The sequence below is a fragment of the Arthrobacter glacialis genome (genome assembly GCF_002909415.1).
Taxonomy (GTDB): Bacteria; Actinomycetota; Actinomycetes; order Actinomycetales; family Micrococcaceae; genus Specibacter; species Specibacter glacialis.
In genome coordinates, this window is the sequence record NZ_PPXB01000002.1 from 24,194 (window position 1) to 39,395 (window position 15,202).

Sequence of the window (15,202 nt, forward strand, 5' to 3'; positions counted from 1 at the left end):
GCGATTTTCGGCGTTTTCTGCGGGCCAGTTGTAAAAAGAGGCTACTTTGCTGGCAGCGGGTCGATGGATGCCATGAGCTCCACGACGCGGTCCAGGAATGCATCAACTTGGCTTTCCTCGTAGCCGTCACTGCCCTTTTCGGGGGCGAAGACGGCACGGCGCACTATGTCCACGCTAAGTTCCCCGTTGTCCTCAATGTAAACAAGCAGTTCCCGGCACAGCACGTCCACGTCGTTGATGTTGTAGCTTTGCGCGCTTTTTTTGGACGGGCGGCGGAATCGATCACCGTCGGGACGATGCAAGCGGGCGCGCAACACTGAAGCGGTCTTGCCGATCTTCATCATCCATGCTTTTTCGCCCTCTGCACCGATCAGCAATTCCTTTTCGCGCAGCACAAATTCGTCTTCGATCCTGTCCATGGCCGCATCCACGGCCTGCGCGCTGTAGCCCCCACGTGCGGGGTCGAAGCTTGCCGTTCGCACATCAAGGCTGGTAATGGCGTTGCCGTGCGTATCTGTGCTCAGGAAATATGCCCTGGCACGCTCCAGGAACACGTCAACTTGCTTGACGTTATAGCCGATTTCCTTGGGACCCACCAATTTAAATCTGGAGTTGGTCCGGGTTTTCTCATCCACTGTCACTGTCATTCCTTGAACATTTCTCTACGGCCTGTACCAAGTGGTGCAAGCCCTATGAATTCGGTTTTCTAGAACTGGCCTAAAACACTAAACGTGGCGTAGGCAACAGGGGCTGCGAATAAGATTGAATCCAATCTATCCATTACACCGCCGTGCCCAGGCAACAAATTACTCATGTCCTTTATGCCCAATTCACGTTTAACCATGGACTCGGCAAAGTCTCCGCCGGTTCCAGCAAAGACCATTCCGATGGCCAGAGCGAAACCCACCCACCAATGCTGGTCAAGCAAGAATACTGTGGCCGGGATAGCCACCAGGGTTGCCCCGCCAAGGGAACCAGCAAAGCCCTCCCAGGACTTCTTGGGACTGATCTTGGGCGCCATGGGGTGCTTGCCGAACATGACACCCACCAGGTACCCAAAGGTGTCATTGGCAACCACCAGCAGCAGCATGATGATCACCTGGATAACACCGGGGTTGATGGCGGACAAGTCGGTGGTCAAACCAAGGACCGGACCATTTTCCCCACGCATCATCAGGAAGACAAAGCTGAGCAGGAATGGGATCCACATCAGCGCGAAGACACCGGACAGAATGCTCTTCACGGCGCCTGGTTCAGGATCCAGTGAACGCCACAAAACTGTGGCTCCCGCGCTTGCCACGAGTGCGAACAACAAACCCTCTGGACCGGCAAAGTAGGCGGATGCCGGCATGGCCAAGGCGCCGATCATGACAGGAGTCATGGGGGCTTTGATTCCTTTTCCAGCTACCGCCCGGGTCACTTCCCACACACCCACGCAGGCAAACGCGGTAGCAACCGCAACAAAAGCCAGCGGATAGAACAGCAGGGAGCCAATGACCACCAGTAGCAAGGTCACGCCAACTGCGATGGCAGCGGGCAGATCCCGGCCCGCCTTGGGCGTTCTGGGAGCCTTGGCCGCCGTGGCTTCATCCGGCATGGCAGCCAAGGGTGCGTGCGTAAGAGGCACAACGGGAAGTCCCGTCACCGCCAGTGCTGAGACCGGGCGCGGCGCAAGCTCTGAAAGCTCGTCAATTTCAGCCTCGTCGCCAGCTTCATCGTCTGCCTCGGACTCAAAACCGGGGTGCGTGGCAGTGGCCCCCGCCTCGACCCTGGCGGGCAGGATGGGCGCAGTCTTCGCCGGCACAGCGTCAACCGCGGCAGCCGGGGCTTCGGCAACCAGCGTGTCGGTGGGTGCCTTGCTGGAATCTGTTCCGCCGTCGAGCGTCCCATCCTTCTGGCCAGCCGTGGCAGGGCCCTGCGGCACAGCAGTTTTGGGCACGGTGGCGTTAGGCACAGCAGTTTTGGGCACAATGATGGGAATCATGCCTGTCAGCTCAGCGTGACGACGCGCCTTCCGAGAGGGAAATTGGTAGTCGTTAGGCTGGCCAGGGAGTTCGACCTCTGGATTTGACGCGGCCGGCCCCGAAACGGGACCGGCCTGCGCACGCTTGGGGTCAGTCATTAGACCTCGAGAAGCTCGACTTCCTTGCGTTTGAGCAGCTCATCGATGTTGTCCGTGTGCGACTTGGTCATGGCGTCCAGTTCCTTCTCGGCACGCGAACCCTCATCTTCACCGGCGTCGCCGTCCTTGACCAGCTTGTCCAGCTGTTCCTTGGCCTTGCGGCGGATGTTCCGCACCGAAATCTTGGCGTCTTCACCCTTGGTGCGGACCACCTTGACGTATTCCTTGCGACGCTCTGCGGTTAGTTCCGGCATCATAATGCGGATAACGTTGCCGTCGTTGGACGGGTTGGCACCCACCTCGGATGAGCTCAGGGCACGCTCGATGTCGTGCATGGAGGTTTTGTCAAAAGGTGTGATGAGCAAGGTGCGCGCTTCCGGCACGGCAAATGCTGCCAGCTGCTGCAAAGGCGTCGGTGAACCATAGTAATCCACCATGACCTTGTGGAACATGGCGGGGTTGGCACGGCCTGTACGCACAGCGGAGAAGTCCTCTTTGGCAACCTCTATGGCCTTGTCCATCTTTTCTTCGGCCTCGAGCAAAGTATCTTCGATCACGCGTCTCTCCCTCAATAAATGACTACACAACACTTCCGCGGCATTTGCGCGCGGCAATTCTGAGACCATCCTACCGTGAGCTACAGATTAGCTGCACCCACCCACACGGCCTGTTTGCGCTATTACGGGGTGACCAGAGTTCCCAGCTCTTCGCCAAGGATTGCGCGGGCCACATTGCCCTCACCTTCCATGCCGAAAACCAGCATGGTCACGTTGTTGTCCTTGCACAGGCTAAAGGCCGTTTGATCCATGACACGGATGTCACGGGCCATGGCCTCGTCATAGCTGAGGTGGTCCAATTTTACGGCCGTGGGGTCCTTTTTGGGGTCCGCCGTGTAGACGCCGTCGACGCCGTTTTTGGCCATCAGCACTACGTCGGCGTGGACTTCCAAGGCACGCTGGGCGGCCACGGTGTCGGTGGAGAAGTAGGGCAAGCCGGCGCCGGCGCCGAAGATGACTACGCGGCTCTTCTCGAGGTGGCGGATGGCGCGCCGGGGAATGTAGGCCTCGGCGACCTGTCCCATGGTGATGGCGCTCTGCACCCGGGTGTCTACGCCGGCTTGTTCCAGGAAGTCCTGCAATGCCAGGCAGTTCATGACAGTACCCAGCATGCCCATGTAGTCGGCGCGTGAGCGGTCCATGCCCGAGGCGGACAATTCCGCTCCGCGGAAGAAGTTGCCGCCGCCCACAACAATGGCCACCTCCACGGTGTCAACGGTGCTGGCGATCTGCTGGGCGATGCCGCGGATGGTGTCCGGATCCACACCCAATTTGCCAGCGCCGAAGACTTCGCCGGAGAGCTTTAGCAACACACGACGGCGCTTGCCAGCTCCCGCTGCGGGTGCTGTGCTGCTTGGCGCGGTCTGGGAAATATTCGTGGTCATGGTGCCTTCCGTGGGTGCCGGTACGTTGCAACTTAAACTGGGTCTGGGTGCAGGGCCTAGCGAAGAGCTGCGTCTAAAATCTTATCTGACGTTACATGCAAAGAAGGGGCAACCGCAGATTGCGGTCACCCCTTCTTCGTCACATCTAGCTATACGACAAAAGTGTCTTATGCTCCGACGCGGAAGCGTGCGAAAGCAACAGGCTTGACGCCTGCTTCTTCCAGAACAACGCCAACACTCTTCTTGGAGTCCTTAGCGAAAGGCTGGTCAACCAGAACGAGTTCCTTGAAGAAGCCAGTCAAACGGCCTTCAACGATCTTGGTCATGGCTGCTTCGGGCTTGCCTTCAGCCTTTGCGGTTTCGCCAGCGATGCGGCGCTCGTTCTCAACGGTCTCTGCAGCAACTTCGTCGCGGGAGACAAACGTCGGGGACATGGCAGCAATGTGCACGGCTACGTCGTGGGCAACTTCCTGGTTGTCGCCGTCAATAGCGAACAGCACGCCAACCTGGGCCGGAAGGTCCTTGGAGGTCTTGTGCAGGTAAGCGTCAACAGTTGCACCCTCAATGCGTGCAAGGCGGCGAATGGCAACCTTTTCACCCAAGAGTGCGCCGGCTGCAATGACAGCCTCGGACATGGGCTTGCCGTCAACGTCAACAGCCAGCAGTGCCTCAACATCGGCTGCGCCGGAGGAGACGGCCGTGGCCAGAACCGTGTTGGCGAATTCGATGAAGGGAGCAGCCTTGGCAACGAAGTCAGTTTCGCAGGCGACCTCAACCATGACGCCAACGCCACCGTCAACAGCTGCGGCAACGAGGCCTTCAGCAGTTGAGCGGCCTTCGCGCTTGGTAGCACCCTTGAGGCCCTTGATGCGGATGAGCTCCATGGCCTTCTCGGCGTCGCCGTTGGCCTCGTCGAGAGCCTTCTTGACGTCCATCATGCCAGCGCCCGTGCGCTCGCGCAGAGCCTTAATATCAGCGGCGGTGTAGTTCGCCATGTGAACCCCTCAGTGTAAATGTTTAAGTATGTAAATAAGCAGTAGGCCAGTTCTGGCAGGACCGCTGTGCTTTGTGAGCGGCGCGATCCTGCCAGTATCTGGTTCCTAGGTGGCGGCCCTTAGCGATTGCTCCCTAAGGTAAGTCCGCGAGGAAAAGTTTTTTACTTCTCGGTTGCAGCTTCTGCAGCAGCTTCGGCCGGAGCTTCAACTACGGCTTCAACAGCAGCTTCGGCCGGAGCTTCAACAACGGCTTCGGCGGGGGCTGCAACAGCCTTGTCGCCTTCGAGGAGCTCGCGCTCCCACTCAGCCAAGGGCTCAGCCGGAGCTTCTTCGTTGCCGGTTGCCTTGTTGTTGCGGGCGATCAGGCCTTCTGCAACAGCATCAGCGATAACGCGGGTCAACAGTGCAACGGAGCGGATGGCGTCGTCGTTGCCCGGGATCGGGAAATCGACTTCGTCAGGGTTGCAGTTGGAGTCCAAGATGGCTACAACGGGGATCTTGAGCTTGTGTGCCTCGTCGATGGCGAGGTGTTCCTTCGGGGTGTCAACGATCCAGAGCACGGAGGGTGCCTTGGTCAGGTTGCGGATACCACCGAGGTTGGTCTGCAGCTTGGTCAGTTCACGCTTGAGGAGCAGGAGCTCCTTCTTGGTGTGACCGGAGGATGCAACGTCCTCGAAGTTGATCTCTTCGAGTTCCTTCATGCGGGAGATACGCTTGGAAACCGTCTGGAAGTTGGTGAGCATACCGCCCAACCAGCGCTGGTTCACGTAAGGCATGCCAACGCGAGTAGCCTGCTCAGCAATTGCTTCCTGAGCCTGCTTCTTGGTACCAACGAAGAGTACGGTGCCGCCGTGTGCAACGGTGGACTTTACGAACTCGTAGGCGCGGTCAATGAAAGACAGTGACTGCTGCAAGTCGATGATGTAGATGCCGTTGCGCTCCGTGAGGATGAATCGCTTCATCTTCGGGTTCCAACGACGGGTCTGGTGTCCAAAGTGGACGCCGCTGTCAAGCAGCTGGCGCATAGTTACGACGGGCATGCCGGCGCTCCTTCTTGTAATTTTACGGTTGTTTAGCTTGCTGGCCCGGACGGGGATACCCGCCTGGACGCTGCTCCTAGCACCCATTGTGTATGCCATAAACCGCCGTGAGGCGGACCGTATGGCCACAATCCGTCAGCAGGATCCAAGATCACTCTTAGGATGCCTCGTCAGGGAGGAGTGCGCGTAGTCAGTGCACACACAGCACACTGCTGCTTCAATGTTACTACAGAGGCGTAACGATGACTGACCACAATTAGTCCTCAACAGCCCACCCTGAAGATCGTCTTGTCCACATCGTGCAGCCAGCTGGCTTCAACCTCACTTTTCGGGTGCACGCTTGAGAGATGAGCAACATATTTGGGCGTGGCCGGACGCAGATTGTGGGCACATTCCTTCTTGTTCTGGTTGTGCTGCTGCCGGGCGCCAGCCTGGCCGCCCCGTCGCTGTCATTTTCACGTTCGACGGCGGCCACTCCCCTGCCAGCCTCAATCGCCTGGGGTTGGCCGCTGGCAGGCAAACCCGGGGTGCTTCGTGCCTTTGACCAGCCGGCGAAGCCGTGGCTGAGCGGGCACCGGGGTGTTGACTTGGCGGCCCCACGGGGCTCGCCCGTACTGGCACCCACCTCCGGCGTGGTGACCTTCGCCGGCGTCGTGGCTAATAGGCCAGTGCTGACCATAACCGTTGACAACGGCTTGCGGCTGAGTTTTGAGCCCGTGGTCTCGGAGGTGAAAGTTGGCGATTCCGTGATCCGCGGACAGGAGTTGGGTGTTGTGGAGGGTCCAACCCATTGTGATGGGGCGCCGGCTCCAGCGGACAGCTGCCTGCACTGGGGCGTGCGACGCGGCGAAACATACCTCGATCCACTGCAGTTCATCTTTGACCTGCGCCCGTCAGTCCTGCTCCCCCTCATCAACTGACCCGCAGAAAACGGCGAAAATTGACGGTTTTCGTGCGTTTTTCGGCGTTTTCTGCGGGCCAGTTGGAGACAGGGCCCACGCGCCCGAGGGTTCCCTGGCCGAGCTTGCGAGGTTGGGAGGGCGTGATGGGCCCACGCGCCCGAGGGTTCCCTGGCCGAGCTTGCGAGGTTGGGAGGGCGTGGGGATCAGACGATCGCGGAGATGCCCGTGATGGCGCGGCCCGTGACCAAGGTGTTGATCTCATAGGTGCCCTCATAGGAGTAGATGGCCTCGGCGTCGGCGAAGATCTTTGCCATCTCATAGTCGGTGACGATGCCGTTGCCGCCAAAGAGGCTCCGGCCCATGGCCACCGTTTCCCGCATGCGCGCAGTGGTGAAGGCCTTTGCAAGTGCTGATTGCTCGTCCTTGGCCTGGCCCAGATCCTCCAGCTGGGACAAGCGAACCATCATGCCTGTCGAGGCGACGGTGTTGCCCAGCATCTTCACGAGCTGGTCCTGAACCATTTGGAAGGAGGCGATGGGGCGGCCAAACTGCTGGCGTTCAATGGCATAGCGGCGGGCCACATCAAATGCCGCCATCTGTTGGCCAACTGCCTGCCACGCCACAGCAAGGCGGGTTACCTTGAGAACCTTGTTGGTGTCGCGGAAACTATTGCCGCCAGCAAGCTTGAACTCGTGTGGAACCACCACATTTTCCAAGGTGATGTCAGCGTTTTGAACCGTGCGCAGGGCCGTCTTGTTCTCAATCTTGGTGGCGCCGTAGCCGGGCAGTTTGGTGTCAACCATGAAGGCCTTGACCTGGTTGTCTGCAATGTCGCGGGCATAGATAACAACCCAGTCCGAGAAGGTTGCGTTGCCAATCCAGCGCTTGGCACCGTTCAGGATCCAGTTGTCGCCGTCTCGCACCGCCGTGGTGCGGGTGCCGCCGGCAACATCTGAGCCACCGAGGGGCTCGGTCAAACCAAAGGCGCCGATCTTTTTCATGGCGTAGATGTCTGGCAGCCAGGCAGCTTTTTGTTCTTCCGACGCCAGGGCTTCAATGGAACCGGTGAACAGGCCGTCATGGACGCCCATGAACGTGGCGATCGAGGCATCAGCCCGTGTGAACTCTGCATGGCTCAACCCGGCAAAGAGGCTTGAATACCCTTGGCGGTGAACGGGGCTCATGATGTCCAACTCCGCCAACTTGGGGATGAGCTCCATGGGGAACTCGCCGCGGTTCCAGCAATCGGTGGCAATCGGCTTGACTTCCTTGTCCAGGAAGTCCCGGAGATCCTGGAGGCGTTCGCGTTCCTTCGCGGAGAGCATCTGCTCAAATCCATAGAAGTCACCATCGGCGTAGGGAAGATTGTTTAGGTCAACAGCTGCCTTGGACACGGGTAATCCTTTGCTTGTTCTCATCATTGAATAGTCAACGGTTCGGCCCAGCACCAAACTTGTTACTGATGAGTAACATACCGCATTCGCGTGACGCGGGCAACATTCACCGAGGAAACTCCCACCAAAACTCCCACCGGAATGAGCACCCAAGTGGCCGCCGTCGAGCCTGAGTTTAAAGCAAAATACCCCCGGAATCATGGAGATTCCGGGGGTATTGCGTGTAGGGCCACTCGGACTTGAACCGAGGACCTTAGGATTATGAGTCCCGCGCTCTAACCAGCTGAGCTATGGCCCCATGCAAGGTGCCCCTCCTTCGGTAACTGCACAACCTAAGGAAAAGCACTCTCACAATACTAATGGGTCTTGAGCTAAACCGCGTGATCCTCGTAGCTTCCGCCACGATAAATGTCTTCAAAGGTGTCCAGGGTCTTTTTCAAACCATGACGTGCCACCATGTCGTGGCTGGCAGCACCCATGGCGTCCCTGTCCTCGGGAGCCAGGCGCATGATCGTGGTGATCTTCTCGGCCAGGTCGTCACTGTTGTTCGGCATGAACAAGTAGCCGTTGACACCGTCTTCAACCAAGTGCGGCAGGGCCATGGCATTGGCCAGCACCACAGGTGTTGAGGCGCTCATGGCTTCCAACGTCACCAGAGACTGTAGTTCTGCCGTGCCAGGCATGACGAATAAATCGGCCTTGAGGTAGACCTCACGCAATTCCTCATCACTGATCAGGCCGGTGAACTTAACGCGTGGGGAGAGCCCCAACTTCTCGGCCTGCGCCCGCAACGCGCTCTTAACCTCGCCACCGCCAACCACCACCAGGTGCAGATTGAGCTCGGCTGGAGTCTTGGCGATCGCATCAATGAGGACGTCAATGTGCTTTTCTTCGGCAAGGCGCCCCACGAAGGCCACTGTGGGGTACGGGTTCGACGGCTTAAGCTCACCCTCGGCGAGTTCGTAGTTGCCCACCTCAATGCCGTTGGAGAGCGGCAGAACCTTGCGCAGGAACGCGTGCTGGTGCATGGCTTTGGCAGCCAAGGGGGTGGGCGTGGTAACAACGTCCGCCTTGCTCATGACCTTGCCCATGTCGCGCCATGAAACACGGCCCACGATGTTCTTGAACCACTGCGGGAACGGCAAGAAGGGGTTCAGGTTTTCGGGCATGAAGTGGTTGGTGGCCACAATCCGCACACCACGACGCTTCGCCTCGTAGACCACATGCTCGCCGATCATGTAGTGGCTTTGAACATGCACCACATCGGGGCGAATCACATCAAAGAGAGCCGCAATGTCCTTCTTGATCTCCCATGGCAGGCTGACCCTGAAATATTCGTGGGTGGGAACGGGCCGGGACCGCAGGCGGTGCACAGTGGCCTCCGGGCGTTGTTCAGAAAACATGGGTCCGCCGTCCGGGCGGCATGCCATCACGTGTACTTCATGGCCCCTGGCACTCATACCCGTCGCCAACCGGAATCCAAACTGAGCTGCGCCATTGATATGCGGAGGATAGGTATCTGCTGCTATCAAAATGGTGAGCGGTTTTAGCGAGCTTTCACTCGGGGTGGATGACACGGATAAAACTCCTGGTGGCTTCTTAGATGGCCCGAGGGCTGGCACGTTACTTACGTTGTTCCTTCTTTGCAGCTGCACGCTGCTTCACCACGTCAGGGTGGTGCCGGGACAACGCGATCACCCCCACGATAGCAAGTATCGCCGCCCCAGCCATGGCAATTGCCACCACTGGGGGGACATCGTCACGAAGCTCACCTAAAATGGCGATGCCAATGGCAATGCCCACAATGGGGTCAATCACGGTTAGTCCGGCAATCACCAAATCCGGCGGCCCACTGGCATAGGCGCTCTGCACAAACCAGCTTCCCAGCCCGCCAGCGGCGGCAATAGCAATCACCGAGTACCACTGCACATTGAGCAGGAACAGCCCGTTGGGGTCAAAAATCTGTTTGGAAATGATGCGTGTCAGCACGGCAACAAAACCAAACAACACACCGGAGCCCAGGATGTAAAAGAACGCTTTCAAGCGGTGCTTGAACAGCACCAGCGCCCCGCCAAACAGGATGATGACGGCTGCCAGCAACAGCACCACCGTCAGTTCCTGGGTGGTGTTGACGTGGGTGTTCTCCGCCACGACGTTCACGGCCATCAGGACGAACAAGGCGCTGCCAGCAACACAACAGGTGATGGCCACAACCGTTGCCCGGTTGAGCCTGATGCCTTGATCCCGCGAGTTCACAATGGTGGTAATCACCAGGGCTATGGCGCCGATGGGCTGCACCACCGTCAGCGTCCCCAGAGTCAGGGCAACAACGTTCAGAGCCATACCCGCCCCGAGCAGCACCAGTCCGAACACCCAACGCGGGTTCTTCAGAAGGCGCAGGAAGCTGGCGCCGCCCAGGGCAAGCCCGCCCGTGTTGTTTTGCACGGCACTGCCTTGGCGTTGCGCCCCAAAAGCGAGAAAGAAAGCCCCGGCTACTGCGCACACCACGGCAAGCCACATCACGGGCGGCCCTGGACTGGCTTGCCGGGCAGGTGAAGTTCACGGTGTTTAGCCATAACCGCCACCATGTACTGGCTGAAAGCGATAACGTGCATCACCATTCCGGCGCCAAGAAAAACCCAAGCGAGAATGAAGGTGAAATCCGATTCCAAGGCCTTGGCCAGCAACAGCATCGGCGTGCCAATCATCAGCGCCGCCGTGCGCGTCTTGCCCAGCATGGTGACCTTCAGATCTGCATCTCCCCGGAAGAAGTACAGCGTAACGCTCAGCAGTACGACGTCGGGAATCACCAACAGCAAGAGCAGCCACAGGGGCAGGATATCGGCAACGACCAGGGTGATGCTGACAGCCACCAACGCCACCCGGTCGGCCAGGGGGTCCATGATGCGGCCAAGTTGTGTGGTCTGGTTGAGTTTCCGGGCGACGAACCCATCAATCCAGTCGGTGCAACCCATGAGGGCGAGGACAAAAACACCCCAGCCATACTCGTGCCGCGCAAGGACCAGCCACACAAACAAAGGCGTCCCCAGGAACCTGACCACGGTGATGATATTGGGGATGGTGACGATGGCGTTCACGTTCCCGGCTTTGGCGTTGGAACTGGTGGACATCGCGGGTCACCTCCCCTGGCGATAAGTGTGTCGGGCCGCGCAACCGGCATCAAGTGTGGTTATGAACATTTGTGGGGTGAAACTACTTCTTTAACAACTTTCGCAGCAACAAGGCGCAAGCCCCGGCAGACACGGCCAGAACAGCCAGTGGTTTCCATCGTTCCTTGACAGTTTCCACGACGTGCCCAGCCTGTTCCGAGGCACCGGCCGCGGCCAAGTTCATGACGTCCTTGGCCCGGCCCTTGGCATTGTCGATCAAGTAGTTGGCTTGTTTCTTCACATCTGCCTGGTCCACCAGTTCCTCACGCACGGTCATCAGGTGGGCGCGTCGGGCGGTGGTGCGTTCAATGAGCTCGTTTTCGTTGGCCTTGGGACCGTGCTCGGCTTCCTTGGCTGCCCGTTCCGCCTTAGCCTTCGCCGCCGCTTCTTCAGCTTCAGCCTTGAGGGCCTTCTTTTCTTCCTTGGTCAGGGGCTGCGGATCAAGTGTTGCCGGGTCAAAGTCGCGACCTTCCTTGGCAATGCCCAGGTCGTGGCGAATTCCACGCCATGCCTGCTCCGGCAACAATGGCAGCAAGGTCTTGAATTTGCGGTAACCAATCAATCCGCTGAATCCAATAATGAGCAGAAACGCTGCGCTGACAAGAAGCGCCGAAAGCCACAACGGCATAAGGGTGGCCAAGCCGGCAATGGCAGCCACCACCAAGGCAATAACCAGAAGTGCGGTGAAGGCCAAAGCAAGGCCGGCGGCAATCGCGACACCGCCCACGCGGGCTTTCTTGTGTTCCAGTTCCAGCTTGGCCAACGCAATTTCGTCGTTGATCTGCCGTGGCACCAGCCTCGAGGCAGTTTTGAGCGCTTCGATCAGGGAAGATTCTTGTGCCTTAGGGCTTTCATCCGCCGTGATATGCACGTCCTTTTGCACATCCGTCACTGGAACCGCCTCCGTAATGTGAGTTTTTGCTGCCCATGGAAAGTAGGCGCAAACCCGAAGTCTTTGTACCACCCCCGCTAGGAGGCACTACCGTAATGTCAAAATTACCATCCATCAGGCACCCGGCGTTCCTGTAGCCAAACTTGCTCGAACGCGTCATGGCGAAGAACACCGCTACGGCTTGTCTCCTCCGGGCTGGCACGTCAACAACGGCCACCGTATTTGCCGGGTGTCAAAAGCACTAGCATGAGTCAGTGGGCTATCCGGATCTGGAGCTGCCCACATTCACGCACACACCCCCAGAACCATAAGGACTCCAGCCTTGACCATCACAGCCCATCCCGGCGATGCCCTGTCCCGCCGACAGAAACTGGTCTACGTTTTGGTCTTGGGACTGCTAACGGCGCTGGGACCCTTCACGATTGACCTGTATCTGCCAGCATTCCCCATCATTGGGCATGAGCTGGGAGTCAGTGCCGCAGCCGTGCAGCTGACCCTGACAGCCACGACCATTGGATTCGCCGCCGGGCAGCTGGTGGTGGGCCCCTTCAGTGACAAGTTTGGTCGGCGGATGCCGCTGATCCTGGCCACCGCGCTGCATGTGGGAGCATCCATTGGTGCCGCCATGTCCACGGACATCACCATGCTGGGCGTGTTCCGCGTGCTCCAGGGCATTGGCGCGGCAGGCGGCGGAGTGGTGGCGATGGCCATGATCCGTGACCTCTTCGGTGGCTACCAGCTGGTCCGTATGCTCTCGCGCATGTCGCTGGTGAACGGCATGGCACCCATTCTGGCCCCCGTCATCGGCTCCCAGCTGCTGCGCGTCATGGATTGGCCCGGCATCTTCTGGTTCCTGGCCGGCTACGGCACCTTGGTGGTCATTGCCGCGTTTGTCTTCATCATTGAGACCCTGCCACCTGAAAAGCGCCATTCCGATGGCGTGAGTGTCGCCAGCAGGTACAAGGCAGTGTTCAGCGACAGGATATTTGTTGGAACGCTCTTTGTGGGCGGGCTGAATTTTGCCGCCCTTTTCACGTATCTCTCGGCCTCCACTTTCCTGTTCCAAAACACGTACGGATTCACACCCCAGCAATACGGCTACTTGTTTGCCGTGAACTCCCTAGGTGTGGTGGCTGGCGTGCAAATAGCTTCGAGGATCATGCGCCACACGGGGCCGCAATGGGTCATTGCCGGGGCAACCCTCGCCCAAGTGGCCTCCGCCGCCGCCATTGTTATTTGCGATCAGCTTGGCCTGGGCCTGTGGGGCATCATGGTTCCGCTCTGGTTCTTCATCTGCGCCACGGGTTTCATGTTCCCCTCCGTCCAGGTCATGGGTCTGGCCCGCAACGGGAGGCAGGCAGGCACGGCAGCCTCGCTGCTGGGCGCGGCAACCTTTGGCTTCGCCGGGATGATCACGCCCGTGGTGGGCCTGGTGGGTGTGGCGGCGACGAGCATGGCCACCATCATGGGCATCTGCAGTTTGCTGGCCATGGCCGCCCTGTGGCTCATTGTGCGGCCGCGCATGGTACCCAAGATCTAGCGTCCCACTGCGCGAGCGTTCGTGAAAAACGCCCCTTTAGTGAGCGGGCGTTGGGGAGGTGGGGCGTCAGGGGGATGTTGCTTCGTCGATGAACCGCGGGGACAGCGCGTAGCGCAACAGCACGGCGTCGCCTAAGGGCAGCGCCGTCACCAGCCGGGCTGGCCTGAGCGAGTTCCAGGGAAAATGCCCGTCGCCGGTCAGCCTGGGCGCCCGGGAGTCACCCACGAAAAACGGCGCCACCACCAGCTGAAGCTCGTCGGCCAGCCCTTCTTCCAAGAATTGCGTGTGCACGCTTTCCCCGCCCTCCACCATGAGCCGGCCCACGCCTCTGGCATGCAGGTCCACGCTCAGCTGCGCCATCCGCACCTGCGGACCGCCGTCGACGATGGTGGCCAGCATGCCCAGACGGTTCCGCGCGTCGTCCACGTTCTCAGAGGTGCAGTAAACCAGCTTGCGGGCATCCCCCGTGGTGAAGAAGCTCGCGGACGGGTCCAGCCGGGCTGCGTTACTCACCGTGACCTTCATGGGCGACGGCGCCAGCCCCCGTTCCGCCCGTGTCTCTCGCCTGCTGGGGCTGCGGACCAGCAAGCGCGGATCGTCTGCCCTGATGGTGCCGGCACCCACCATGATGGCGTCGCAGGAGGCCCGCACGGCATCCACCCGGTCAAAATCTGCGTCGTTGGAGAGCAGCAACCGCTCCGCGGAGGCGTCGTTGATGTAACCATCAATGGACATGCAACAACTGAGCAGCGTGTACGGGCGCTCACGCATGGGGCTCCCCCTGCTTGTCGGGGCTGCGCACCCATCCCACAGCCAAAACGACCGCCCCCGGCACTACGGAGGCAAACGTCAAAACGCCATAGACGACGGCGGCACTGACGCCCTGCGCTGCTCCCAGGCCGGCTGCACCAAACGCCCAGGCGGCCGCACCTTCGCGGGGACCCCATCCGGCAATGTTGGCCGGCACCGACATGGCCAGCAGCACCAACACGGCCAGCGGCAGGAGTTGGCCCAGCGGAGCCGTGATGCCTGCGGTGCGGGCTGCGATCAGAAAGATGGCCGTGTAGCCTCCCACGGCTGCCACGGATGCCACCACCACCCCGGGCGCAGTGCTCCAATTAAGCACACCGCTGCGGATATCGGCGGCCGAAGCTCGCAGGGCCCGGGCCCACCACCGGGTTCCCGCCACGGAGCGCCAGTGCAGCGCGAACAGGGTTGCGGACACCACCGCCAGAAGCACCACGGCCAGGAATGCGCTGAGTTGGTGGACGGCTGATGGGAGCAGTGCAAGAAGCCCCACGGCCAGAATCAGCTGCACTGTTTGCCCTGCGGCACGCTCCCACACAACTGCCCGAAGCCCGCGGCCCGCCTGCCCCGACTCCTGGCCGTGCTTCACGCCGCGATGCACATCCCCGAGTACGCCGCCGGGAAGAACGGAATTCAGAAACTGCGATCGGTAGTAGGCGGCAATGGCGCCGCCTAGCGGAATCTCAAACCCCAGTCCCCGTGCAACCAGGCGCCAGCGCCAGGCACAGCACACGGTGGTGGCAAGGGTGATGGCTGCCGCCGCAACCAGGGCCTGCACATTGACTGCCTTGAAGCCGTCAAGGAATGGCCCGGCCCCCATTTTCCAGACCAGCGCCGCGAGCACGGCTGCCCCCGCCAGCGGCTCCAACCACCTCCACACTCCCGCCCGTCCCACCATC

The 15,202-nt window shown here is 60.0% G+C and carries 15 protein-coding genes and 1 tRNA gene; 2 read left to right on the forward strand and 14 right to left on the reverse strand.

Features of this window, described 5'->3' with window-relative positions; all coding sequences use genetic code 11:
- Window positions 1-41 precede the first annotated feature (41 nt).
- From CVS28_RS02240 to rpsB, 6 genes are all read right to left on the reverse strand, one after another.
- Window positions 42-641 (reverse strand): DivIVA domain-containing protein, encoded by a 600-nt coding sequence (locus CVS28_RS02240; protein WP_370739536.1) that lies wholly within the window; start codon window positions 639-641, stop codon window positions 42-44.
- Between the two features lie 65 nt (window positions 642-706).
- Entirely contained in the window at window positions 707-2,122 is a 1,416-nt protein-coding gene (locus CVS28_RS20065) for a phosphatidate cytidylyltransferase (protein WP_243399648.1), read from the reverse strand.
- Entirely contained in the window at window positions 2,122-2,679 is a 558-nt protein-coding gene (gene frr, locus CVS28_RS02250; protein WP_103467499.1) for a ribosome recycling factor, read from the reverse strand. The genes CVS28_RS20065 and frr overlap by 1 nt, the downstream gene beginning before the upstream one ends.
- Before the next feature lie 122 nt (window positions 2,680-2,801).
- Window positions 2,802-3,563, reverse strand: a complete 762-nt coding sequence (gene pyrH, locus CVS28_RS02255) for a UMP kinase (protein ID WP_103467498.1) — start codon at window positions 3,561-3,563, stop codon at window positions 2,802-2,804.
- 167 nt (window positions 3,564-3,730) lie between these two features.
- The gene (gene tsf / locus CVS28_RS02260) at window positions 3,731-4,558 is read right to left on the reverse strand and encodes a translation elongation factor Ts (protein WP_103467497.1); all 828 of its coding nucleotides are present in this window, start codon (window positions 4,556-4,558) and stop codon (window positions 3,731-3,733) included.
- Window positions 4,559-4,719: 161 nt separating this feature from the next.
- Window positions 4,720-5,598 carry a 30S ribosomal protein S2 gene (gene rpsB, locus CVS28_RS02265; RefSeq protein WP_103467496.1) on the reverse strand — a complete coding sequence of 293 codons (879 nt, stop codon included), beginning with the start codon at window positions 5,596-5,598 and terminating at the stop codon, window positions 4,720-4,722.
- Between the two features lie 347 nt (window positions 5,599-5,945).
- Between rpsB and CVS28_RS02270 the strand changes: the two genes are divergently transcribed.
- Complete coding sequence (locus tag CVS28_RS02270) at window positions 5,946-6,518, forward strand: M23 family metallopeptidase (RefSeq protein WP_103480501.1); 573 nt, start codon at window positions 5,946-5,948, stop codon at window positions 6,516-6,518.
- A 185-nt stretch (window positions 6,519-6,703) separates the two neighbouring features.
- Here the strand turns inward: CVS28_RS02270 and CVS28_RS02275 are convergent, their stop codons facing one another.
- From CVS28_RS02275 to CVS28_RS02300, 6 genes are all read right to left on the reverse strand, one after another.
- On the reverse strand, window positions 6,704-7,918 hold the full coding sequence (locus CVS28_RS02275) for an acyl-CoA dehydrogenase family protein (RefSeq protein ID WP_103480665.1): 1,215 nt from the start codon (window positions 7,916-7,918) through the stop codon (window positions 6,704-6,706).
- 200 nt (window positions 7,919-8,118) lie between these two features.
- A tRNA-Ile gene (locus CVS28_RS02280) sits at window positions 8,119-8,192 on the reverse strand.
- Window positions 8,193-8,265: 73 nt separating this feature from the next.
- A complete protein-coding gene (locus tag CVS28_RS02285; RefSeq protein ID WP_103467494.1) occupies window positions 8,266-9,471 on the reverse strand; it encodes a glycosyltransferase in 1,206 nt (401 codons plus the stop codon).
- Window positions 9,472-9,517: 46 nt separating this feature from the next.
- Window positions 9,518-10,417 (reverse strand): DMT family transporter, encoded by a 900-nt coding sequence (locus CVS28_RS02290; RefSeq protein WP_103467493.1) that lies wholly within the window; start codon window positions 10,415-10,417, stop codon window positions 9,518-9,520.
- Window positions 10,414-11,025 carry a CDP-alcohol phosphatidyltransferase family protein gene (locus CVS28_RS02295; RefSeq protein ID WP_103480502.1) on the reverse strand — a complete coding sequence of 204 codons (612 nt, stop codon included), beginning with the start codon at window positions 11,023-11,025 and terminating at the stop codon, window positions 10,414-10,416. The genes CVS28_RS02290 and CVS28_RS02295 overlap by 4 nt, the downstream gene beginning before the upstream one ends.
- 82 nt (window positions 11,026-11,107) lie before the next feature.
- A complete protein-coding gene (locus CVS28_RS02300; protein ID WP_243399649.1) occupies window positions 11,108-11,956 on the reverse strand; it encodes a phage holin family protein in 849 nt (282 codons plus the stop codon).
- 322 nt (window positions 11,957-12,278) lie between these two features.
- Here CVS28_RS02300 and CVS28_RS02305 point away from each other — a divergent pair, with 322 nt between their 5' ends.
- Entirely contained in the window at window positions 12,279-13,496 is a 1,218-nt protein-coding gene (locus CVS28_RS02305) for a multidrug effflux MFS transporter (protein ID WP_103467491.1), read from the forward strand.
- 66 nt (window positions 13,497-13,562) lie between these two features.
- Here the strand turns inward: CVS28_RS02305 and CVS28_RS02310 are convergent, their stop codons facing one another.
- Window positions 13,563-14,267, reverse strand: coding sequence for a RibD family protein (locus CVS28_RS02310; RefSeq protein WP_103480503.1), 705 nt, complete (start codon window positions 14,265-14,267; stop codon window positions 13,563-13,565).
- A complete protein-coding gene (locus tag CVS28_RS02315; RefSeq protein WP_103467411.1) occupies window positions 14,260-15,201 on the reverse strand; it encodes a lysylphosphatidylglycerol synthase transmembrane domain-containing protein in 942 nt (313 codons plus the stop codon). Before CVS28_RS02315 ends, CVS28_RS02310 begins: the two co-directional genes overlap by 8 nt.
- Between the last annotated feature and the right edge of the window lies 1 nt (window position 15,202).